Source organism: Micromonospora sp. NPDC049359 (assembly GCF_044466585.1).
GTDB lineage: Bacteria > Actinomycetota > Actinomycetes > Mycobacteriales > Micromonosporaceae > Micromonospora.
Window position 1 is genome coordinate 255,971 of the sequence record NZ_JBITMW010000007.1, and the last position, 21,192, is coordinate 277,162.

At 72.0% G+C, this 21,192-nt stretch carries 20 protein-coding genes and 1 pseudogene; 9 read left to right on the forward strand and 12 right to left on the reverse strand.

Annotation, left to right across the window (positions count from 1 at the left end):
• Nucleotides 1-18: 18 nt before the first annotated feature.
• Entirely contained in the window at nt 19-1,530 is a 1,512-nt protein-coding gene (locus tag ACIBTX_RS18420) for a PLP-dependent aminotransferase family protein (RefSeq protein WP_357121106.1), read from the forward strand.
• Here ACIBTX_RS18420 and ACIBTX_RS18425 read toward each other — a convergent pair.
• The 10 genes and pseudogenes from ACIBTX_RS18425 to ACIBTX_RS18470 form a co-directional block, all read right to left on the reverse strand.
• Nucleotides 1,475-2,935: a UbiD family decarboxylase gene (locus ACIBTX_RS18425; RefSeq protein WP_357172089.1), complete on the reverse strand. Its 1,461-nt coding sequence runs from the start codon at nt 2,933-2,935 to the stop codon at nt 1,475-1,477. The two genes, ACIBTX_RS18420 and ACIBTX_RS18425, sit on opposite strands and share 56 nt — an antisense overlap.
• Nucleotides 2,932-3,300, reverse strand: coding sequence for a chorismate mutase (locus ACIBTX_RS18430; protein WP_357172088.1), 369 nt, complete (start codon nt 3,298-3,300; stop codon nt 2,932-2,934). Before ACIBTX_RS18430 ends, ACIBTX_RS18425 begins: the two co-directional genes overlap by 4 nt.
• The gene (locus ACIBTX_RS18435; RefSeq protein WP_357121097.1) at nt 3,297-3,644 is read right to left on the reverse strand and encodes a cupin domain-containing protein; all 348 of its coding nucleotides are present in this window, start codon (nt 3,642-3,644) and stop codon (nt 3,297-3,299) included. Before ACIBTX_RS18435 ends, ACIBTX_RS18430 begins: the two co-directional genes overlap by 4 nt.
• Nucleotides 3,634-4,332, reverse strand: a complete 699-nt coding sequence (locus ACIBTX_RS18440; protein ID WP_357121094.1) for a flavodoxin family protein — start codon at nt 4,330-4,332, stop codon at nt 3,634-3,636. Before ACIBTX_RS18440 ends, ACIBTX_RS18435 begins: the two co-directional genes overlap by 11 nt.
• Nucleotides 4,333-4,391: 59 nt before the next feature.
• Nucleotides 4,392-5,696 carry a TrpB-like pyridoxal phosphate-dependent enzyme gene (locus tag ACIBTX_RS18445; protein WP_357121091.1) on the reverse strand — a complete coding sequence of 435 codons (1,305 nt, stop codon included), beginning with the start codon at nt 5,694-5,696 and terminating at the stop codon, nt 4,392-4,394.
• Nucleotides 5,697-5,725: 29 nt separating this feature from the next.
• The gene (locus ACIBTX_RS18450; protein WP_396832761.1) at nt 5,726-6,946 is read right to left on the reverse strand and encodes an MFS transporter; all 1,221 of its coding nucleotides are present in this window, start codon (nt 6,944-6,946) and stop codon (nt 5,726-5,728) included.
• Nucleotides 6,937-8,172: an ATP-grasp domain-containing protein gene (locus tag ACIBTX_RS18455; RefSeq protein ID WP_396832762.1), complete on the reverse strand. Its 1,236-nt coding sequence runs from the start codon at nt 8,170-8,172 to the stop codon at nt 6,937-6,939. The genes ACIBTX_RS18450 and ACIBTX_RS18455 overlap by 10 nt, the downstream gene beginning before the upstream one ends.
• Nucleotides 8,169-8,957, reverse strand: a complete 789-nt coding sequence (locus ACIBTX_RS18460; protein ID WP_357398722.1) for a phenylalanine--tRNA ligase beta subunit-related protein — start codon at nt 8,955-8,957, stop codon at nt 8,169-8,171. The genes ACIBTX_RS18455 and ACIBTX_RS18460 overlap by 4 nt, the downstream gene beginning before the upstream one ends.
• A gap of 116 nt (nt 8,958-9,073) precedes the next feature.
• Nucleotides 9,074-9,646, reverse strand: a pseudogene (locus tag ACIBTX_RS18465) (anthranilate synthase component II); the annotation flags it as partial.
• Nucleotides 9,643-11,112 (reverse strand): anthranilate synthase component I family protein, encoded by a 1,470-nt coding sequence (locus tag ACIBTX_RS18470; RefSeq protein WP_396832763.1) that lies wholly within the window; start codon nt 11,110-11,112, stop codon nt 9,643-9,645. The gene ACIBTX_RS18470 and the pseudogene ACIBTX_RS18465, both read right to left, overlap by 4 nt.
• A 352-nt stretch (nt 11,113-11,464) precedes the next feature.
• On the opposite strand from ACIBTX_RS18470, the gene ACIBTX_RS18475 reads away from it, so the two are divergent.
• On the forward strand, nt 11,465-12,865 hold the full coding sequence (locus tag ACIBTX_RS18475) for a PLP-dependent aminotransferase family protein (protein WP_396832764.1): 1,401 nt from the start codon (nt 11,465-11,467) through the stop codon (nt 12,863-12,865).
• Here ACIBTX_RS18475 and ACIBTX_RS18480 read toward each other — a convergent pair whose 3' ends face one another.
• Both ACIBTX_RS18480 and ACIBTX_RS18485 read right to left on the reverse strand, forming a co-directional pair.
• Nucleotides 12,866-13,324: a GNAT family N-acetyltransferase gene (locus ACIBTX_RS18480; protein WP_357398727.1), complete on the reverse strand. Its 459-nt coding sequence runs from the start codon at nt 13,322-13,324 to the stop codon at nt 12,866-12,868.
• Between the two features lie 58 nt (nt 13,325-13,382).
• Nucleotides 13,383-14,099 carry an alpha/beta hydrolase gene (locus tag ACIBTX_RS18485; RefSeq protein ID WP_357121069.1) on the reverse strand — a complete coding sequence of 239 codons (717 nt, stop codon included), beginning with the start codon at nt 14,097-14,099 and terminating at the stop codon, nt 13,383-13,385.
• 323 nt (nt 14,100-14,422) lie between these two features.
• On the opposite strand from ACIBTX_RS18485, the gene ACIBTX_RS18490 reads away from it, so the two are divergent.
• The 7 genes from ACIBTX_RS18490 to ACIBTX_RS18520 all read left to right on the forward strand — a co-directional run bounded on the left by ACIBTX_RS18490 (nt 14,423) and on the right by ACIBTX_RS18520 (nt 21,148).
• Complete coding sequence (locus tag ACIBTX_RS18490) at nt 14,423-15,901, forward strand: family 43 glycosylhydrolase (RefSeq protein ID WP_357121066.1); 1,479 nt, start codon at nt 14,423-14,425, stop codon at nt 15,899-15,901.
• Between the two features lie 89 nt (nt 15,902-15,990).
• Nucleotides 15,991-17,040, forward strand: a complete 1,050-nt coding sequence (locus ACIBTX_RS18495; RefSeq protein WP_357121063.1) for an SMP-30/gluconolactonase/LRE family protein — start codon at nt 15,991-15,993, stop codon at nt 17,038-17,040.
• A 276-nt stretch (nt 17,041-17,316) separates the two neighbouring features.
• Complete coding sequence (locus ACIBTX_RS18500) at nt 17,317-17,826, forward strand: hypothetical protein (protein ID WP_357121060.1); 510 nt, start codon at nt 17,317-17,319, stop codon at nt 17,824-17,826.
• A gap of 3 nt (nt 17,827-17,829) precedes the next feature.
• On the forward strand, nt 17,830-18,408 hold the full coding sequence (locus tag ACIBTX_RS18505) for a hypothetical protein (RefSeq protein ID WP_396832765.1): 579 nt from the start codon (nt 17,830-17,832) through the stop codon (nt 18,406-18,408).
• A 7-nt stretch (nt 18,409-18,415) separates the two neighbouring features.
• Entirely contained in the window at nt 18,416-19,630 is a 1,215-nt protein-coding gene (locus ACIBTX_RS18510) for an MAB_1171c family putative transporter (protein ID WP_396832766.1), read from the forward strand.
• Complete coding sequence (locus ACIBTX_RS18515) at nt 19,630-20,472, forward strand: oxygenase MpaB family protein (protein ID WP_396832767.1); 843 nt, start codon at nt 19,630-19,632, stop codon at nt 20,470-20,472. The genes ACIBTX_RS18510 and ACIBTX_RS18515 overlap by 1 nt, the downstream gene beginning before the upstream one ends.
• Before the next feature lie 109 nt (nt 20,473-20,581).
• Nucleotides 20,582-21,148 carry a hypothetical protein gene (locus ACIBTX_RS18520; RefSeq protein ID WP_357121051.1) on the forward strand — a complete coding sequence of 189 codons (567 nt, stop codon included), beginning with the start codon at nt 20,582-20,584 and terminating at the stop codon, nt 21,146-21,148.
• The last annotated feature ends 44 nt before the right edge of the window (nt 21,149-21,192 follow it).

Consider the following 21,192-nt stretch of genomic DNA (forward strand, 5'->3'; position numbering starts at 1 on the left):
AGCGGGGAGCATGCTCAGGTGAGTTCGGACCAGCTCCTCGTCACGCTCGACCGCGCCAGTGCGGTGCCGTTGCAGCAGCAACTCTGCGACCAGATCAGCTCATCCGTACGCGCCGGCCGGCTGCGCCCCGGCGACGCGGTGCCGCCCAGCCGCGAACTGGCGCACCAGCTCGGGGTCTCCCGGACGGTGGTGACCCGCGCCTACGAGCTGCTGCGGGCCAACGGGGTGCTCACGTCGCGGCGTGGTTCCGGCACCCGGGTCAGCGCCGCACCGGCCGACGCGCCACCGCGGGTCCCCCGCGCCGCCCGCGCGCACCTGCGACCCGAGCCCCCGCTGCCCACCGACGCCGGCAGTCCCCTCTGGAAGCCCTGGGAACCGGCGCCGATGCACCGGCCGGACGGCACGTACGACTTCCGGCACGGCACCCCGGCGCTGGCCAGCTTCCCGGTGACCCGGTGGCGGCAGTCGCTCGCCGACGCGGTCAGCCGGGCGGACGCGGTGGCGTTGGGCTACGGCCCGGCCGAGGGTTCCCCGTCGTTGCGTACCCAGATCACCGCGCTGCTGCGACGCAGCCGGGCGCTGGACGCCCGCCGCGAGGACACGGTCGTGACCAGCGGCGCGACTCAGGCCATGGACATCCTGGTCCGGCTGCTCGTCGGCGCGGACGACGTGGTGGTCATCGAGGATCCGAGCCACACCGTGCTGCGGCAGATCTTCGGCTACTCGCGGGCCGCCGTGGTGCCGGTCCCGGTCGACGAGGAGGGCCTGCGGGTCGATGAGATCGACTGCCGGGTCCGCGCGCACGGCCTCGACCCGGCCCGGGTACGCCTCGTCTACGTCACCCCGTCGCACCAGTTCCCGACCGGGTTCATCATGTCCGACCGGCGACGGCGGGCGTTGCTGCGCTGGGCCCGCGACCACGCGGCGACGGTGCTGGAAGACGACTACCACAACGAGTTCACCTTCGCCGAGGAGCGGCTCGCGTCGTTGGCCGCCGACCCGCAGGACGCGGACGTGGTCTACGTCGGCAGCTTCAGCAAGACCCTCTTCCCGTCGCTGCGCATCGGATACGCGGTGTTGCCGCCGCACCTCGTCCGGTCGTTCCTGGGCATCAAGTGGATCACCGACCGGCTGACCCCGACGGTGACCCAGGAGGCGTTGGCCGAGTTCATCTCCTCCGGCGCGTACGCCCGGCACATCGGCCGGATGGACCGCCTCTACCGCCAGCGTCGCGCCCGGCTGCTGGAAGCGCTGTACGAACACTTCGGCGCGGGAGTACGGATCTCCGGCACGGCGGCCGGGCTGCACGTGCTCGTGACCCTGGGCGGCGCGCACGACGTCGATGAGGCCGAGATCGTGCGCGCCGCCGCCGCCCGGGGCGTACGGGTCTATCCCGCCTCGGGCTACTTCGTCACCCGGCCGCCGACCGAGCCGACCTTCCTGATCGGGTACGCGGCGTTGCCCACCGCTCGGATCACCGAGGGAGTGGCGCTGCTGGCCGCCGCGGTGCGGGACGCGACGGCTCGGTGAAGCGGGGCCGGTGAAAGCGCGCGCTCTGGGCGTACGGGACGGTGCAGTCGAACACCGCCTTGGCCGTGCGCCCGTCGGCCGAGAGCGACGGCGAGTAGCCGGTGTGCTGGCTCGGATCGAGCGGAAAGCCCTCCCGGTCGGGCAGCACGACCAGGTCCTGATCGGCCTGGAACCGGGTGACCATCGCCCACCACAGGTCCTGGTCGGACTCGATGTCCACGTCCTCGCCCACGCACAGCACCAGCTTGGCCATCCGGAACTGCTCCAGCACCGCCTCGGCGGCGGCGCGCACCGCGACGTCGTCCTGTGGCCCGCGCTTGGCCGACCACTGGAGCACCACCATGAGCTGACCGCCACCGGCGGTGTGGCAGTGCGCCGCGAGCGCCGGTGTCCCCCGCCGCCGCAGCACGTCCAGCACGGCGGCCTCCATCCCGAAGCCGAGCAGGATCGACTGCTCGTGCCCGGGCCCGGAGACCGCCTGCAGGATCGGGCTCTCCCGAGCGGTGATCGCCGTGGCCCGGATCAGCGGCAGCGAGGGGTGCGCGCGACCCTGGTAGCCGAGGAACTCCGGCGTGGCCACCGTGCCGTGCGCGCTCTCCGGCGCGTGGTCGGCCAGCAGCTCACCCTCGATGACGTACTCGGCGTGGGCGATGAACTCGGCGTCCACCGTGGCGCAGGGCAGCAGCTCCACCGGCTGGCCGGCGAGCGCGCCGGCCACCGCCAGCTCATCGAGGTCGGGCGGGACCAGCGAGGTCGGGCAGCAGGAGGAGAGCAGCACCGCCGGACTGAGGCCGAGGTGGATCGCCACCGGCAGTGGGCGGCCCCGGCGCAGGGCGGCCTGGTACGCGAGTTCCAGGTCGCGCCCCGGCACCATCCAGATGGTCAGCGTGTCGGGCCCCTGCACGCACATGCGGTGCACGGACAGGTTGCGGACCCCGGTGTCCGGGTCGGTGGCGAGCACCGCGCCGAGGGTCAGGTAGGGCCCGGCGTCCTCGTCGGTGAGGACCGGCACCGGCAGCGCGGTCAGGTCCAACGGCAGCGACTCGCGAAGCCAGCGGGACGCGTCGGCGGCGAACTCCGCCGGGCGGGGGGTGGCCACCGCGTCGAGCAGCCGGTGCGGCAGCTCGGCGGGCGTGCAGCCGAGCAGGCCGGCGGCTCGTCGACGGGTGCCGTAGAGGCCCATCAGCACCGCCCGGGTGGGTCCGTCATCGGGGCGTACCCGGTCGAAGAGGACGGCCGGGCCGGCGCCGGTGGGAGGGGCGGCGGGCGCGCCCGCCCACCGGGCGTAGTGAGCGGACACGCCGTAGCGGGCGGGCAGCTCGGTGGCGACCCGCACCAGCTCGCCGGGGAGCGGGTCGAGGCTGGCCAGGGCGTGCCGCAGGTCGACGGGCAGACGGTGGCTCATCTGGTGTCCGTCGCCGCGGCGGCGGCGCGGCGGGCCGCCAACATGTCGAGCTGCATCAGGGTCAGCTCCTCGATGAGGGCGCGGTACGTGCCGACGGCCACCTCGGGCGGCATGCCGTGCCCGACCGCCAGGGCGTGTACGCGGTCGAGGACCTGCCGCACCCGCTCGGGTGAGCGGACGGTCCCCTCGTCCGTCTTGTGCACGGTCAGCTCCCGCACCACCCGGGTGCGCTCGGCCAGCAGGGCGATGATCTGCCGGTCGAGCCCGTCGATGGCGACCCGAAGCTCGGCGATCCGGGCCGGCCCGTCGGCGTCGCCGGCCGGCGTCGACCCGGCCGGCGAGGCGACGCTCTGCTGGTCGCTCACGGCTGCGGAACCTCATCGACCACGAAGACGACGGTGGGCTCGGCGTCGCTGCCCTGCGACCGGTGCTCCTCGTCGTCGGGAATGACGAACCCCATGCCGGGGCGACACGGCACCGACCGGTCCCGGAAGTGGATGGTGAACTCGCCCTGGAGCACGTAGCCGGTGTGCCCACGCAGGCACCAGTGGTGCTCGTCGAAGCCGGGTGGCAGCTCCAGCAGGCGCAGCCGCTGACCGCCCACGTACGTCATCTTGACCCGGCCCTCGGCGCCCGGCTTGTCCCACCTCTCCCACTCGGTGGCCGGGAAGTCGATGCCGACCGGAGTGGCGACCTGCTCAGTGGACATTCTCGATATCTCCTCTGCTCTGGACGGTTTCGGCGCGACGGGGCCGCGGGACGCGTTCGTTGCGGTCCCGGCGCGGCAGGACCGGGCCACCGTCGACCCGCTGGTGCCGCTTGAGCAGCTGCACCATGTCGAGCATCCGGTGCACCATCCGCTCCAGCGCGTCGACGCCTTCGGCGTCGGTCAGCCCAGGGCTGCCGGTGGTGTTGCGCAACAGGACGGGGAATCCGCTGCCCACCAGGATCATCCTGTTGAGCAGCAGGTTGTTGACGATCTGGTTGTGCACGGAGGAGTCGCTGTACCGACGTCCGGTGACGATGATGCCGCCGACCTTGTCGGCCAGCGGCCGGTTGAACCGCAGGTAGCCGACGCCCGCGCGCTCGATGAAGACCTGCATGAGGTGGGCGAGGCCGAAGCCGTGCACCGGGGCCGCGTAGATGAGTCCGTCGGCGGCGGCCATCTGCTCCACCAGGGCGGGGACGTCGTCGTCCACCCGGCAGGGCAGGGTTCGGCTGTTGCAGTCGCCGCACGGGCTGCACGGCGAGATGCGGTGCTCGCGGAGCACGATCGTGCGCAGGGTCGCGCCGCGTTCGGCGATCAGCCGGCCCGCGTGCGCGATGGCGTGGTCGGTGTTGCCGCCGGCCCGTTCCGACCCGTTGATGGCGAGGATGGTGGCTGCTTCGCTGTGCATTGGCGCCCCCGGTGCTCGGCGCGGGGGCGGACGCCACGACGGCGTCCGCCCCAGCGAGGTCAGTCCGTCAGCTTTCCGGCGAAGTAGTCGATGTAGGCCTGCATGTCGAAGTGGCCGTGCCCCGAGAGGGAGAAGACGATCGCCTGCGACTCGCCCGTCTCCCGGCAGCGCAGCGCCTCGTCCACCGCCACCCGGACGGCGTGGGTGGACTCCGGCGCCGGCACGATCCCCTCGCTGCGGGCGAAGAGCACGCCCGCCTCGAAGCAGGCGGTCTGCGGCACGGCACGCGCCTCGATGAGGTCGAGGTCCCGCAGCGCGCTGATGATCGGCGCCATGCCGTGGTAGCGCAGTCCACCGGCGTGGATGGCCGGTGGGCGGAACTCGTGGCCCAGGGTGTGCATCTTGGTCAGCGGGGTGAGGCCGGCGGTGTCCCCGAAGTCGTAGTCGTAGGTGCCCTGGGTCAGCGACGGGCAGGAGGAGGGCTCGACCGCGACGAACCGCACGGCCGGGCCGCCGCCCAGTTGGCGGCGCAGGAACGGCAGGGCCAGCCCGGCGAAGTTCGAGCCACCGCCGGCCGCGCCGATCACGACGTCCGGGTAGTCGTCGGCCAGGGCGAGTTGGAGTTGCGCCTCCTGGCCGATGATGGTCTGGTGCATCAACACGAGGTTGAGCACCGAGCCGAGGGCGTACTTGGCGGCGCCACCGCTGGCCATCGCCGCCTCAACCGCCTCGGAGATGGCCAGGCCGAGGCTGCCGGTGGAGTTCGGGTCGGCGGCGAGCGCGGCCCGGCCCGCCGCGGTACGGTCGCTCGGGCTCGCCGTCACCGACGCGCCGAACGTCTCCATCAGCCCCCGCCGGTACGGCTTCTGGTCGTAGCTGACCCGCACCATGAAGACCTCACAGTCGAGGCCGAAGTACGTGCAGGCCATCGAGAGCGAGCTGCCCCACTGGCCGGCGCCGGTCTCCGTGGTCAGCCGCCGCACGCCGTCGAGCTTGCTGTAGTACGCCTGCGGTACGGCGGTGTTCGGCTTGTGGCTGCCGGACGGGCTGACCCCCTCGTACTTGAAGTAGATCCGGGCCGGCGTGTCGAGGGCCTTTTCCAGACGGTGGGCGCGGACGAGCGGGCTGGGCCGCCACTGGCGGTAGATGTCCAGCACCGGCCCGGGGATGTCCACGTCCCGCTCGGTGCTGAACTCCTGCTCGATCATGCCGGTGGCGAAGAGTGGTTCGAGGTCCGCCGGGGTGAGAGGTTCCCGGGTGCCGGGGTGCAACATCGGGGGCAGCCCCTTGGGCAGGTCGGGAACCACGTTGTACCAGGTCGTCGGGATGTCGCTCTCGGGCAGCACGAACTTCGACGTCGTCATGGCGCCTTCCGATGAGGGGTGGGTGGGTGTCAGGGACTGGCGGTGGCCGGTTCGGCGGGCGCCGGCACGGGCCGGACGGCCGGTCGGATTCGCAGCGCCGCGAACGCGACCACACCGACCACCGGGGTCAGCAGGAGGATCAGGAGGACGGGCTGGTGCCCCTGGGTCTGCCAGACGAAGCCGAGACCCATCGGCACGACCAACCGGGCCGAGCTGAGCACGAAGGCGTTCAGGGCCATGAAGCTGCTGACCCGACGCTCCTGCACGTGGTCGGCGATGTAGGTGGGCACCACCACCGAGGCGATGATCTCCCCGAGGGTCCAGACCACCGTGGAGAGCAGCACGGCGGGCAGCGAGAAGGCGAACACCAGGACGGCCATGCCGGCCGACCAGAGCAGGCCGGCCACGATCAGCAGGACCCGGGTCGAGTACGCCTTGATCCGCTTTTCGATCAGCAGGCTGGCGCTGACCACGACGACGCTGTTGATGGTGTAGACCGCGCCGACCACCGCCACCGACGAGTGCAGCACGGTGGTGACCGCGAGGGGCAGCGTGTATTCCAGGCCGATCAGCGGCGCGACGTAACAGAAGGAGACCAGCACCAGCAGCGCCACGTCGACATCCCGGCGCAGCCCGGCCCAGCGGGTCGTGACGACCGGCGCGGTCGTCGGGGCACGGCGGGTGTCGGCGGGTACGAACAGCCAGATGGTGGCCGCCGCGAGCAGACCGAGCAGGATGTTCCCGGCGAACATCAGCTCGTACGACAGGGCCGCCGCGAACCCGCCGAGCAGCGGGCCGACCCCCATGCCGAGGTTGTTGGCGAGATAGCTGACGGTGTACGCGAAGGGCCGCTCGCCCGGCTCGGTCAGGTCGGCGATCAGCGTGTTGGCCGCCGGGGAGAACATGCCCATGCCGACCAGCGCGACGAAGAGCAGCACCGCGTACGTCCAGGTGGGACCGTCTACCACGGCCAGGCCCAGGTAACCGGCCGCGTTGAGCACCAGGCTCGCCACCAGCGCGGCGCGGCGGCCGGCCCGGGCGCAGACCGGCCCGCTGAGCAGGCTGCCGGCGAGCAGACCGGTACTGCCCGCGGAGATCAGCACGCCCGCCTCGCCGGTGCTGAGCTGCCGGCTCTGCACCAGGTAGACCGCGAGCAGGGGAAAGACGAACATGCCGGCCCGGTTGATGAAGGACGCGTAGACCAGCATCCGCAGCGGGCGGGGCAGGGCCCGGAACCGGCTCAGCCACATGACGACTCCCCCACCGGTTCGGTGCGCACCTCGAAGGAGTCGCGGATGACCTTGAAGCGGGCGCGGACGGCGTCGAAGTCCCGCCCCTCGCAGACGTACCAGCCGAGCACGTCGTTTGAGGCGGTCGGCGCGGCGAGCACGTCACCGACGCTCTTCCACACGTCCGCGTCGCGTACCGCGTCGAGCGCCCGCAACTGCGCCGCCGAGGTGATCGCGGTGATCCGCCCGTACCGGTCGGAGCACAGGTACTCGGTGCCGATCTCCGGCCCGAGCGTGGTCGTCGGCACGTGCTCCGGGTCCAGTTCGAGGCGGCACCACTCCCCGGCCAGGTTGATCCCCCGCCCGGCCTCGATGGCGGGGACGATCGAGCCGCCACCGGCCCGGGCCGCCGCCTCGCCGAAGACCACCTCGCCGTCGTCGCGGAGGAAGAACTCGACGTGCGCCACGCCGGTCCGCATCCCGAAGCCACGCAGCACGGTGGCGCTGGCGGCCAGGATGCGCCGCTCGGCGTCGGTCAGGTCGTGTTTGCGGGAGACCGTGCCGCCGGGCTCGTCGCGGAACTCCAGGACGGAGTACGTGTAGCGGGAGAGCTGCTCGAAGACCACCTCGCCGTCGCGCAGCAGCGAGTCGACGTGGTATTCCGCACCCCGGACGTACTCCTCCACCCGGTAGTCGTGCCGGTCGTCGGCGATCAACGGCCACACCCGGGCCAGGTCCTCGACGGAGTCCACCCGGTGCGTGTCGCCGCAGGCCCAGCCGGCGTACGGCTTGACGACCACCGGCCAACCGACCTCGGCGGCGAACTCGGCGACCGCCCCGACCGTCTCGGGGCGGCAGGAGCGGGCCACCGGCACACCGAGCTCGGTGGCGCGGCGGTGCATGACGTTCTTGTCGCGGAAGGTCAGCGCCCCCTCCGGGTCGAGCCCGTCGATGCCGTGGTCCCGTCGGCAGTGCGCGGCGGTCAGCACGTCGCCCTCGAAGAGCGGGAAGACGCGCCGCACCGGGTGCTCGGCGACGATCGTCGCGACGATCGAACGGACGGCCTCGCGGTCGTCGAGGTCGGCGTGGTAGCAGGGCAGACCGGCGGTGTCGGCGGACGGCTGCCCGGTCGGCAGCAGCGCGACGGTCGCCACGCCCCGCTCGGCGGCGGCGGCGACCACGGCGCGGAACTGGGCGGCGTACCGCCCGGCCGCCGGGCGGTAGATCACCAGGATCGCGGGGTTCACGGACGGCTCCGACCGTTGCTGCCCGCCGGGCTCAGCGGTCCCGCGGTACCCAGGACGGCGCTCGTCGCGTCGCGGTCGAGCACCGCCTCCTGCCGTGGGCCGGCGGACATCCCGGCGAGGACGCCGCCGAGGCGGGCCAACGCGTCAACCACCTCCGCCCGTCCGCCGGGGTGGGCCGACTCGACGGTGAGCAGCAACGCGTGCGGGCCCAGGTCGGTGCGGACCAGGTGGCCCTGCCGCCAGTTCCAGCGCCGCGAGTGGGCCCGCCCGTCGGCGTCGGCGTAGACGACCTCACCCGGCTCGGGACGCTCGGGCGCGTCGGGAACGCCCAGCGGCAGGTACGTCTCGGTGCCGTCGGCCGGCCGCACCACGAGGTCGGTGAGGCCGTCGACCGCGCACGACGCCACCGGCAGCGCCGCGCCGAGCGAGACGGCGTTGCAGAGGTCGACCAGGGCGTTGATCCGGGGCAGCCGGTCGCCCTTGGCCACCCGGCGGGTGATCGATTCGGCGGCGCAGGGGAACCGGTTCGGGTTCACCCCCACCGCCCGGTACGCCTCGCGCCAGGCCGCGATGCCCGGCAGGTCGGCCACGGCGGCCTTGTCCAGGCCGGCGCCGTGCAGCGCGTCCTCCGCGGCGGTGAGCAACGCCGACACGGCGGGAGGCGCCGGTACGACCTCGACCAGCGCCACGGCGAGCACGCCGAGCACGTAGTCCGGCACCGCGGTCAGCACCCGGTCGTCGATGCGGACGGTGAGAGTGGCCGCACCGTCGCTGAGCTGGGTCATCGTGATCCTCGTGAGAGTCGGGTCCGATTGTCCGCCCGACCGTACGCAGCGGGACGACCACCGCTTGTGGCCAATCCGGGGTGATCCGGTGAGGCCAATCCGGGTGGCCGTTGCGCGGTCGTCGACGCCTGGCGCAGGAAGTTGTCGAACAGCCGCAGGCCGGCCTCGGTGAGCACGCTCTCCGGGTGGAACTGCACCCCCTGCACCGCGAGCGTGTGGTGTCGTACCCCCATCACGTAGCCGTCGTCGGACGACCGCGCGGTCACCCGCAGGGCCGGGGGCACCGGGTCCGCGACGATCAGCGAGTGGTAGCGGGTGACGGTGAGCGGCGCGGGCGTGCCCTCGAAGACGCCCTGGCCGTCGTGGGTGACCACGCTGGTCTTGCCGTGCATCAGGTGCCGGGCGACCGCGATCGTCCCGCCGTAGGCGAGGCCGATCGCCTGGTGGCCGAGGCAGACCCCGAGCAGCGGGACCCGACCGGCGAAGGCGTGCACCAGCTCCACGTGCCCGGACTCGGCGGGGTGGCCCGGCCCGGGGCCCAGCACTACCGCGTCGGGCCGCAGGGCCACGAGCTGGTCGTTGGTCGCCGCCCGGGAGCGGACCACCACGGTCTGTGCGCCGAGCGTCCGCAGGTACTGGTCGATGATGTGGGTGAAGCTGTCGTACGCGTCGACGAGCAGGACCTTCACGACAGCAGCTCCCTACCGGTCAGGGCCCAGTAGGTGGCGTTCATCTTGGCCAGCGTCTCGCGCCACTCGTCGCCCGGGGTGGAGTCGGCCACGACCCCGGCCGAGGCCTGGGTCCGGTAGTGCCGGCCGTCGTGCACGGCGGTCCGGATGCAGAGGGCGAGCACCGCGTAGCCACGGACGTCGACCAGCCCGACCGCGCCGGCGTAGACGCCCCGGGGCTCGTCCTCCAGACCGTCGATGATCTCCATGGCCCGCAGCTTCGGGGCGCCGGTCATGGTGCCGGCCGGGAAGGTCGCGCAGATCGCCGCCCACACGTCGGCGTCGTCGGCGAGCTGGCCCGAGACGGTCGAGACCAGGTGGTGCACGTACGCGAACGGCTCGACGTCGAACATGCTGTCGACGCTGAGCGTCCCCGGCACGCAGACCCGGCCGATGTCGTTGCGGCACAGGTCGACGAGCATGACGTGCTCGGCCCGTTCCTTCTCGCTCGTCGCCAGCTCGACCACCCGCCGTCGGTCGACTTCGGGGTCGGCGGCGCGGCGGGCCGTTCCGGCGATCGGACGCATCGAGAGGCGGCCGTCCTCGATGCGCAGAAACAGCTCCGGGCTGGCCCCGATGACGGTCCGTCCGGCCCACGGGGTGAGGTACATGTACGGCGACGGGTTGCGGTGACGCAGTCGCCGGTAGACCTCTAACGGTGTCAGCGTCGTCTCCACGTCGATCCGGTGGCCGATCTGGATCTGGTAGCTGTCCCCGACCTCGATGTGCCGCAGGCACTGCTTCACCCGGGCGGCGAACGTCTCCTCGTCGACGGTGTCCCGGACCAGACGCGGTGGCGGGGCGGCCGGCACGTGCGGGTGCGGGGCGGTCGGTCGCACGGGCAGCTCGGGCAGACGGGCGGCGTCGTCCGGGGGCAGGTGCGGCCCGCTGGCGTCGAGCCGCCGGACCGTGCCGGCGCGTAGATCCCACCAGACGGTGTGCCGGAACAGCGCGAGCGTGCAGCGGGGAACGTCGTCGACCACCCGCTCGGTACCGAGTTCGTCCATGTCCCGCGCGGCCTCGTACGCCAGGGTGGTGAGGAATCCGAAGGCGAAGGTGTCGGTGGGGACGGTCGTGCGCACGGCGAACGCGCGCTGTGCCGCCCGGACGGCGGCCCACACCTCGGTCGGTCCGGCGACGGGCCAGACTCGCGCCGTGGTGGCCCGCCGGCCCGGTTCGCCCAGGACGGCGGTGAACACGGCGGCCAGGGCGTCACCCAGCGGACCGTCGGCGGCCAGCTCGAGGCGGTCGGCGATGAGTCGCACCTCGGCGAGGAGACCCCAACCGACGGCTGCGGCATATCGGTCCCGAACAGGACCGTCCAGGCTTTCGAACAGATACAGGTCGTCGTGGGAAAGACTGTCGGCGAGTGCCGTGTAGAGCGACAACGGATCGATCGACGGCAGTGTGACAGATGTCACTTCCACCGGAATTGAGTCCATAAATGCGGTACGTGTATCGGTCGACGAATGTGCTCGGATCGACCACGCGGCGGGTTCGGTTGACAATAGGGACACTTGCGGAACCCCCTCTGAACAGCCCGATTCCGCACCACCGTTGGCGCTGGTCCCGCCGACGACGCGGCAGGTCGGACCCTTCCCCCAGGCGAAAGGACTTCGCACGACCACCCCGGCGCCGGCGGCGGGGCGTCCACATTGGACACGCTCGGAACATACGCCCTGATTCGCCGGCCACCGGGCGGTTGTGCACCCGACCAACACTTTCCACAGGCACGGATCACGCTGTCCATACCACTTCGACGATCTCGGAGCGGACCACTTGTCCCTTAATCTAAGCCTGTCAATAGACGGGCAATCGCGTGGAACGCTGGCAGTGCAGCTCCGTAACGCATTCCGTACCCAGATCGAGGAGGGCGCGCTGCGCCCCGGCACCCGGGTGCCGTCGAGCCGGCAGCTCGCCGCCGACCTCGGCGTGTCCCGCAGTGTGGTCGTCGAGGCGTACGGACAACTCTGCGCCGAGGGGTACCTCGTCTCCCAGCACGGCTCGGGCACCTCGGTGGCGGCGGCGGCCCGCGCCGACGTCGCCTCGGCGCTCACCCCGGACGACCACCCGCCCGCCCCGGCGGTCTGCGACCTGCGCACCGGCAGCCCGCACGACTCGACGTTCCCCCGCCAGGACTGGATCCGGGCGGTCAGCGCGGTGGTCACCTCGGCCGGCCGTCGCGAGCTGGGCTACGCCCCGCCGTCCGGGCTGCCGGTCGTACGGCACACCCTCGCCGGCTACCTGGGCCGGGTGCGTGGGGTACGGACCCGGCCGGAGCGCCTCATGGTCACGTCCGGCTTCGCGCAGGGGCTCGCGCTGCTCTGCCGCGTGCTGCGCGACCGTGGCCACGACACGCTCGGGGTGGAGGATCCGGGGCACCCGGGCGAGTGGGAGTTCGTCGCCGAGGCCGGCCTGCGTCCGGTGGGCATCCCGGTGGACTCCGACGGCATCCGGGTGGACGCGCTGGACGCGAGCGGCGTCCGTGCCGTGCTGATCACCCCGGCCAGCCAGTTCCCGACCGGGGTCACGCTCACCGCACGACGCCGGGCACAGCTCGTGGCCTGGGCGAAGAAGGTCGACGGCTACGTCATCGAGGACGACTTCGACGCCGCCCTCGTCGCCCCGGCGCACCGGCTGCCGGCGGTGCAGAGCCTCGCGCCCGACCGGGTGGTCTACGCCGGCAGCGCCAGCAAGGTCCTCACGCCGGCGCTGCGCCTCGGCTGGCTGGCCATCCCCGCCGACCTGACCGCGGCGGTCGAGCGGATCCGGGCCAGCTGGGACATCGGCTGCTCCGGCCTGGAACAGCTCGCCTTCGCCCGGCTGATCGACACCGGCGCCTTCGACCGGCACCTGCGCCGACTCGGCGCGGACGTGCAGAAGCGCCGTCAGGCGGTCCGCGACTTCGTCGCCGGGCACCTGCCCGACGTCACCCTGCTCGGCGCGAACGGCGGACTCCAGGCGTACCTGCTGCTGCCGGCCAGGTACGCGGAGGAGGCCGTGGTCCACGCGGCCCGGCGTCGCTCGGTGCTGGTCCGCGGTGGCCGCTTCTACGCCCTACGGCCGGACGACCGTCCGCCGGCGCTGGTGCTCGGCTACGCCGGGGTACGCGGCCCGGAGTTGGGACGCGGCCTGACCGCTCTGGGCGCGGCGTACCGGGAGACGACCGGTCGCGGTTGATCAGTCGGCCGGTCCGGCCCGGTTCGGCTCGCGCACCATGAACACGTCGATCGGATCCTCGGTTTCGAGCGTGAATCCGTGCCGCTCGTACAGCCGCCGGGCCGCGCTGCCGCGCAGCACGTTCAACCGGACGCGGACGCCGTCGCGGTCGCACCGCTCGAGCAACGAGCGCAGCACGGCGGCGCCGATGCCGACGCCCTGCGTGGGCGGCGTCAGGTAGAAGTGCTCCAGCCAATGGGCGTCCTCGCCCGGCCGCAGGGACACGCACCCGGCGAACGCGCCGTCTACCTCGATCAGCCAGGTGTGTGCCGGCGAGAACCCGTCCCGCAGTCGTTGCCGGACCCGCTGCGCGTCGTACCGCCCGAGCCGTTCCAGATCCGGCCGCAGCACCACGGACCGCAACTCGGCCACCGCCTCGACGTCCGCCGTCAGCGCCGGCCGCAGCGCCCAGTCCCGCACGACCGCAAGGCTACGCGGGCGCGTTCCGACTCTCGCGTCGAGCCGTCGGCGTACGCGGTCAGGTGGCCCGGACCGCCTCGATGATCGTCTCGGCGATCTCGCTCGCGGCCTGCGGGGCCGCCGCCATCGCGTGCGAACCGCCCGCCACCTCGCGTTGGCCGCGCGGGGCGGCCCGCTCGGCCATGAACCGGTGTACGGCGACCGGGATGTTCTTGTCGGCGTCGCCGAACACGAACCAGCTCGGCAGGGACCGCCAGGCGGGTTCGCCGGTGAGCCCGTCGCCCAGGGCCTGCTCGGTGATGGGCCGCTGGGTGCGGGCCATCAGCGCGGCGAGGTCGTCCGACGCGTCGGCGCAGAACTGGGCGTGGTACGCGTCCTGGCCGATCGCCACCTCGTTGCCGCCGGTCGACACCGGGTACTGCACCAGCGTGTCGGCGAGCGTGCTGCCGGGGAACTTTCCCGACAGCGACAACGCCGACTCGCCGGTGTCCGGCGCGAACGCGTTGACGTACACGAGAGCCCGCACCGACGTGTCGCCCGCCGCGGCCTGCGTGATCACCATGCCGCCGTACGAGTGGCCGACGAGCACGACGGGCCCGCCGATCCCCCGTGCCACGTCCCGCACGTACGCGGCGTCGCCCGCGACGCTGCGCAGCGGGTTGGCGGCGGCCACGACGTTGTACGCGGCACCCAGCCGCTCGATCACGCCGTTCCAGCTGGCCGACTCGGCGAACGCGCCGTGCACCAGGACGACGGTGGGCTCCGCATCGGGCATGACAGGCGCTCCCTCGCTCGTGACACTGCTTTCCACCGGCCGTGCCGGTGCGCCTGAGTACCCGCCAGGCGATGGTGAAACCTCCGTTGCGACCGACCGCGTCACCCGCCGTCGCGGGTGGTGGTCGGTGCTGCGCGGTGGCCCGGGAACTACCGGAAGACCTTGACACTCGTCGATGTTAGCGCCAACACTGAGGCCGTTACCTGGGCGCAACAATCCCGTCACACGTTCCTGCACACGGGCGCTCGCGCCCTCGACGTGCCGCAGGTCGGCCGCCGAGGGCCGCGTCGACCAGCGCGGTACCCACAGCTCACGGAGGACAGATGCCGCTGCCACTCGACCGGAGGACCGCCGGTCCGGGCGTCCCCCGCCGCCGCTCGATGCTGGCCGCGCTGCTGGTGGTGCTCGCCGTGTCGGTCGGGCTGCCCGTGGCGGGGCCCGCGCAGGCCGCGCCCGCCGTGAACTACACCAACCCGCTGGTCAACCAGCGGGCCGACCCGCACATCTTCCGGCACACCGACGGCTACTACTACCTGACCGCGACCGTGCCGCAGTACGACCGGATCGTCCTGCGCCGCGCGACCACCCTGCAGGGTCTGGCGACGGCGGCGGAGACCACGATCTGGAGCCGGCACACCAGCGGAGAGATGGGCGCCCACATCTGGGCCCCGGAGATCCACTTCATCAACAACCGCTGGTACGTCTACTTCGCCGCCGGCCGGACCGACGACGTGTGGCGCATCCGGATGTACGTGCTGGAGACCGCCAACGCGAACCCGCTCACCGGAGGGTGGACCGAACGCGGCCGGATCACGACACCCTGGGACACCTTCAGCCTGGACGCCTCGACCTTCGTGGCCAACGGGGTGCGCTACCTGACCTGGGCGCAGCAGGAGCCGGGCATCTCCACCAACTCGAACGTCTACCTCGCCCGGATGGGCGCCAACCCGTGGCAGATCACGGGCACCGTGACCCGGCTCGTCGTACCGACGTACGCCTGGGAGACCCGCGGCTACCGGGTCGCCGAGGGACCGGCCGTGATCCAGCGCAACGGACGTCTCTTCCTGACCTACTCGGCCAGCGCCACCGACGCCAACTACTGCCTCGGGATGCTCAGCGCCTCGACCACCGCGAACCTGCTCGACGCGGCCGCCTGGAGCAAGAGCCCCAACCCGGTCTTCGCCACCAGCGCGGCCACCGGCCAGTACGGCCCCGGCCACAACTCGTTCACCGTCTCCGAGGACGGGCAGAGCGACATCCTGGTCTACCACGACCGGAACTACCGCGACATCAGCGGCGACCCCCTCAACGACCCGAACCGGCGGACCCGCCTGCAGAAGCTGTACTGGAACGCCGACGGCACCCCCAACTTCGGCATCCCCGTGCCCGACGGGGCCACCCCGGTCCGGCTGCGGTCGCACGACCTGACGACCAGCTACGTCCGGCACTACGACTACCGGGCACGGGTCGAGCCGAACGTGACCAACCTGGCCGACTCCCAGTTCCGCATCGTCAACGGCCTGGCCGGCGGCGGGAGCGTGTCGTTGGAGTCGACCAACTACCCGGGCTACTACCTGCGCCACTACGGATTCGCCCTGTCCATCGCAGCGAACGACGGGTCGTCGATCTTCGCCAGCGACGCGAGTTTCCAACGCCGGCCCGGCCTGGCCGACAGCGCCGGCATCTCCCTGGAGTCACAGAACTACCCGGGCCGCTTCGTGCGGCACCGCGACGGTCTGCTCTACCTGGAGGCGGTCGGTACGAGCGCCGAGCGAAGCTCCGCCACCTTCCACCTGGAATAGCCCCGGCGGGCGGGCCGCACCGCGCCCGCACGCGCCCTCGACACCGTCGGCCGGTCCGCGCGACCCGTCGACGCCGATTGGAGCACCCGATGAACCGGCGTCCCACCATCGCCATCCTGGCCGGGCTCTGCCTCGCGGTCAGCGCGGCACCCGTTCCCGCCGCCGCCCGAGGATCGGCGACCGCCCAGGCCGACGCGTACGTCAGGCTCGCCGGCCCGCCCGGCACGCCGCCCGGCGCCTGCCCGACGGGGGCCAGCTACGGCTCACCACTGCCGGCCAGTTCGGTGACGGCGCCGCGCATCCAGGGCGGGTTCTCGTTCCTCGAAGGGCCCGTCTGGGTCGCCGACGGCGGCTACCTGCTCTTCTCCGACATGGCCGCCGGCACCGGGCCGTACAACGTGCAGCCGTCCACGATCCGCAGGTTCACGCCGCCGTCGACGTTCGACACGTTCATCTCGAACGCCGGCAGCAACGGCATCGCGCTCAGCGCCGACGGCCAGCAGCTCGTGGCGGCCACCCACGACCAGCGCAACGTGTCCGCGTACCGGCTGAGTGACCGGGCCCGCAGCACCGTCGCGGCGAACTACCAGGGTCGGGCGTTCAACTCGCCCAACGACGTCGCGGTTCGCTCGGACGGCGTCACCTACTTCACCGACCCCAACTTCCAGCGCGGCAACCGCCCGGACCAGATGAACGGGCGTACCAGCGTCTTCCGCGTCGTCAACGGGCAGGTGTCGCTGGTGGACGACCAACTGCGTCAGCCCAACGGCATCTCGCTCTCACCGGACGGAAGCACGCTGTACGTGGGCGCCTACTCCGAGAACAAGATCTACAAGTACGCCGTCCAGCCCGATGGCAGCACCGGCGCGCGGAGCGTCTTCGTGAACTACATCGGCGGCCCGGACGGCGGCACGATCGACTGCGCCGGCAACGTGTACTGGACCTCCGGCGGAGACTCCCTCGTCCACGTCTACTCCCCCGCGGGCGTCCAGTTGGGCACGATCCGGCCCGGCTTCACCGGCACGACCAACGTCGCCTTCGGTGGCTCCGACCGGCAGACCCTGTTCATCACCTCGGGTCCACGGAACGACTCCGGCCTGTACAGCGTCCGGCTCAACGTTCCGGGCTACCCGTACTGACGAGAAGGACCGGCACGACCTGGGCGGGCCGTGGGAGGAATCCCCCGTTGTGCTCCTCGCGGAGCGGATTCCTCCCCGCTTCCCCCCAGGTTCGGCCCGGACGGCCCTGATCGGGCCCGTCGCGCAACAGGCGTTGAGCACAACGGGTTCACGCTCAACGGGTGTTGCTCCGAACAGGAGCGAGCTTACGCTCACGTTCCGTGTGCCTGTCAACGTCTGTTTCGCGGCGGGGCACATCTGCGACACTGTCGTTCAGGTCGCCGGAGGGTGAAGAGCATGGTGGACGTTCGGCGCACGGAGCGGGAGTTGCCGCCCCTCGACACGTTGGCAGCACGGCTGGAGTATCTGTTCGACAAGATCCGTCCCACGCCTGACGAGCTCGGCGACTCCGACGAGCCCGGGCGCAGGTACACCAATCGGGAGATCGCCGACAAGATCAACGAAGCGGCGGCCGAGACGGGCGTGACGATCAGCGCCGCCTACATCGGCGAGCTGCGTCGTGGCGTGGCGAGCGATCCCCGTACCTCGCACGTACGCGCCCTGGCCGCCGCCTTCGGTGTCAACTCGGGCTACTTCGTGGACGACGCGGCGGCACGACGAATCCAGGACCAGATCACGTTGCTCAGCGAGCTGCGGCGGATGGACGTCAAACGGGTGGCGCTGCGGCAGGTGCTCGCCGACAACGGCCTCTCCGCGACCGACACGCGGCTCGTCGAACAGATGGTGGCCCGGCTACGGGCCGTGGCAGAGGGCACCGGCACGACCGCGTCCGACGATCGTCGGTAGCGGGTGGCCGTGCAGATCCTGCGGTGGGAGCACACCGACGAGTGGGGGAACACCGACGTGAGGTTGCATCGCCTACGCCGACGCTGCGAACGCATCGTCGCCGAGCTGGAGATGCCGGACCCCTTCGACGTCCGGAGGCTGTGCGACGTCCTCGGTGAGCGGCGCGGCCGGCCCATTCACCTGGTACCGATCGCGCTGCCGGCACAGACGGTGTGCGGGATGTGCGTGCCGACGAACGACTTCGACGCGATCTTCTACGAGCAGGACACCTCGCCACTGCACCAACTGCTGATCATCGGCCACGAGCTGGGTCACCTGCTCGCCGGGCACCAGGCGACCGAGGTGCTGGACGCGGACGCGTCCCGGCTGCTGCTGCCCGACCTCGACCCGCAACTCGTGCGGCGCAGTCTCGGCCGCAGCAACTATGCCGCGGCCGAGGAGCGCGAAGCCGAGATGATCGGCTCGCTGCTGCTGCGGCGGGTCCGCAGCGGGCGCGGTGACGCGGACGAGGCACTTGTCGACGGGCCGGACGCCGAGTTGTACGGCCGGCTGCGGCACTCCCTCGAACACCCCCACTGGTAGCGCGGGAATGGACACCGTCCTCTACACCGTGTGCGCGGCCTCCGGTTGGGTCGCGTTCGTGTACATGGTGCGGTTGCAGCGCCGGCATCCGAGCCGGGCCCGCCGCGCGATCTGCGCGGGCCTCGGTGCGTTCGCCGCCGGGATCACGGTCGCCATCCCGCCCGTCGCGAGCGCGATCGACGAGGTGTCGGGCCTGCCCAACCTCGCCAAGGTGATGGCGCACGCCGGCGCCCTGACCATCTCGGCCAACGCCGAGATCATGCTGCTGCACTTCGCGCTGCCCCCGGCGACGGCCGCCGTCCGGGCCCGCCGCTGGGTCTGGGTCACCGCGTGCGCGTTCCTCGTCATGTTCGGCCTGTTCGCCGTCACCCTCACCTACGACGAGCCGGTGCGCCTGACCGTCGAGTACGCGACCGACCCGGTCGTCACCGCCTACCTGCTGATCTTCCTGCTGCTCGGCTTCTTCGCCTACTGCTTCGACATCACCCGGCTGTGCTGGGGTTTCGCGAAGATCTGCGGACGCCCCTGGCTGCGCCGCGGCCTGCGCATCACGGCCGTGGGCGCCGCCGTCGCGCTGCTCTACAGCACCAACAAGATCGTCTACCTCGTCGCCTACTGGGCCGGCTACCGGCCGACCGGCGAGCGGCAGATCGCGGCGGTGCTGGTGACCATCGGCGCGTTGCTCATCACGATCGGCCTCACCATGCCGGCATGGGGACCCACCCTCAAGATCGGCCAACGGTGGGAGGACTTCCACTCCTACCGGCGACTCGAACCGCTCTGGCGGGACCTCGTCGCGGCCCTTCCCGAGCTGGAACTCGACCCCACCCTGCGCCGCCGGTTCGCGGCCCTGCGCGACACCGACTACGCGCTCACCCGTCGGGTCGCCGAGATCCGCGACGGCCGCCTGGCGCTGCGCCCGTACACCGAGGTGGGGGTGACGGCGCTGGCCGAGCGGTTCGCCGCCGGGGCCGGCCTCGGCGCCACCGAGCGGCAGGCGGCGATCGAGGCCGCGCACCTGGCCTGCGCGCTGCGGCGGCATCGGGCCGGGCTGGTGGCCGCGGCCCCGCAGCCCGCCGACGAGCTGCACCGCCCGGACGGTGGCTATGCCGGCGAGGTGGCGTGGCTGACGCTCGTCACCGACGCCTACGCCCGATCACCCGTGGTGGCCCGGACGCTCGCCGCGGCCACCCCGCGACCGACGGCAGGAGACGCGCACTGATGAGGGGCCGGTACGACAACCTGGGGCGGATCCGCACGCTGGACCCGCAGCGCGACTACCTGGACATCTACCAGACGATGCTGCGCCACGAGTTCCCCTGGGACCTGAAGCTGGGCCTCAACCTGGCGTTCAACACGTCCTTCTCGGTCCCGGCCATCGCCGCCGTGCACACCACCACCGGCGAGCTGACCGACCGCACCCAGAAGCGCATCGACGACACCGGCCTGCTGATGTACGAGATGGTCCTCAACGGCTTCGACCAGCCCCGGGGCCGTGACGCGCTGCGGCGGGTCAACCAGATCCATCGCCCGTACGACATCGGCAACGACGACTTCCGCTACGTCCTGGGCTGCCTCGTCGTGATTCCGATCCGGTGGCTGCGCGCCTACGGCTGGCGGCAGCCCTGCTGCCACGAGCGGCAGGCCACCTACCTGTTCTACCGGGAGCTCGGCCGGCGGATGGGCATCACCGACATCCCCGGGTCGTTCGAGGAGTTCGAGACCTGGTTCGACGCCCACGACGCCGCCCACCTGCTGCCCAACGAGGACGCGGCGGCCATCGAGCGGGCCACCCGCATGCTGATGCTCGCCCGCCTCCCCCGCCCGCTCGCGCCACTGGGGAACGCGCTGGTCAGCGCCATGTACGACGAACCGCTGCGGCGCGCGACACGGGTCGACACACCGCCGTGGCCGGTCCGGGTCGGCCTGCGCCTCGCGTTGCGGACGCGCGCGCGGTGGCAGCGGTGGTTCGGGGCGCCCCGGGCCACGCCGCTGTTCGCCGACGGCATCAGGGCTCGGACCTACCCCCAGGGGTACGAGATCAGCCAGCTCGGCCCGCACTGATCAGCGGCTGGTTGGCGCCGGGGCCGCCAGGGTCGGGAACCGCTTGACGTGGCGGCCACCGTAACGGATGGTCAGATATCGGCAACCTTCTATGATTCGAGGAGGACCGATGAAGGCAATCGCCACCACCGCCGCAGCCCTGCTGCTCCTGGTCACGGGCGGCGCATCCGCCGCACGAGACGCATCCGACGCACCACCGGCACCCGCCGCGCCCTGCGCCGGGCAGGTGCACCCCAACCCGTCGTTCGAGCGCGGCGCCAACGGCTGGACGGCCGGCCCGCGCATGGTCGTGCTCGGCGACGAGACCCGGCCGGCACACACCGGTCGCGCGTACGCCACCTTCGCCGGCCTGGACGTGACGCGTAGCGACCTGCTGCGCACGACCGTCACCGTGCCGGCCAACTGCGACCTGACGGTCCGTTTCTGGGTCCGCACCATCACCACGGAAACCACCCGCGGTGACTACCTGAACGTCGGGCTGGCGGTCACCGGCATTCCGCCGAAGACGAGGTTCTCGCTGGCCTTCGACGGCGGGGCGCAGTGGCGGGAGTACGTGATGTCGAGCGGGACGGCGGCGGTCGAGCGCACCGCGACGGCGAGTTTCCTGAGCAGCGAGACGGCCGGCAACGGCGTCACGGCCTTCGACGTCGACGACGTGACGTTCACTCTGAGCTGACGACACCGGGCGGGCGGTCGACTCGACCGCCCGCCTCCGCGTCG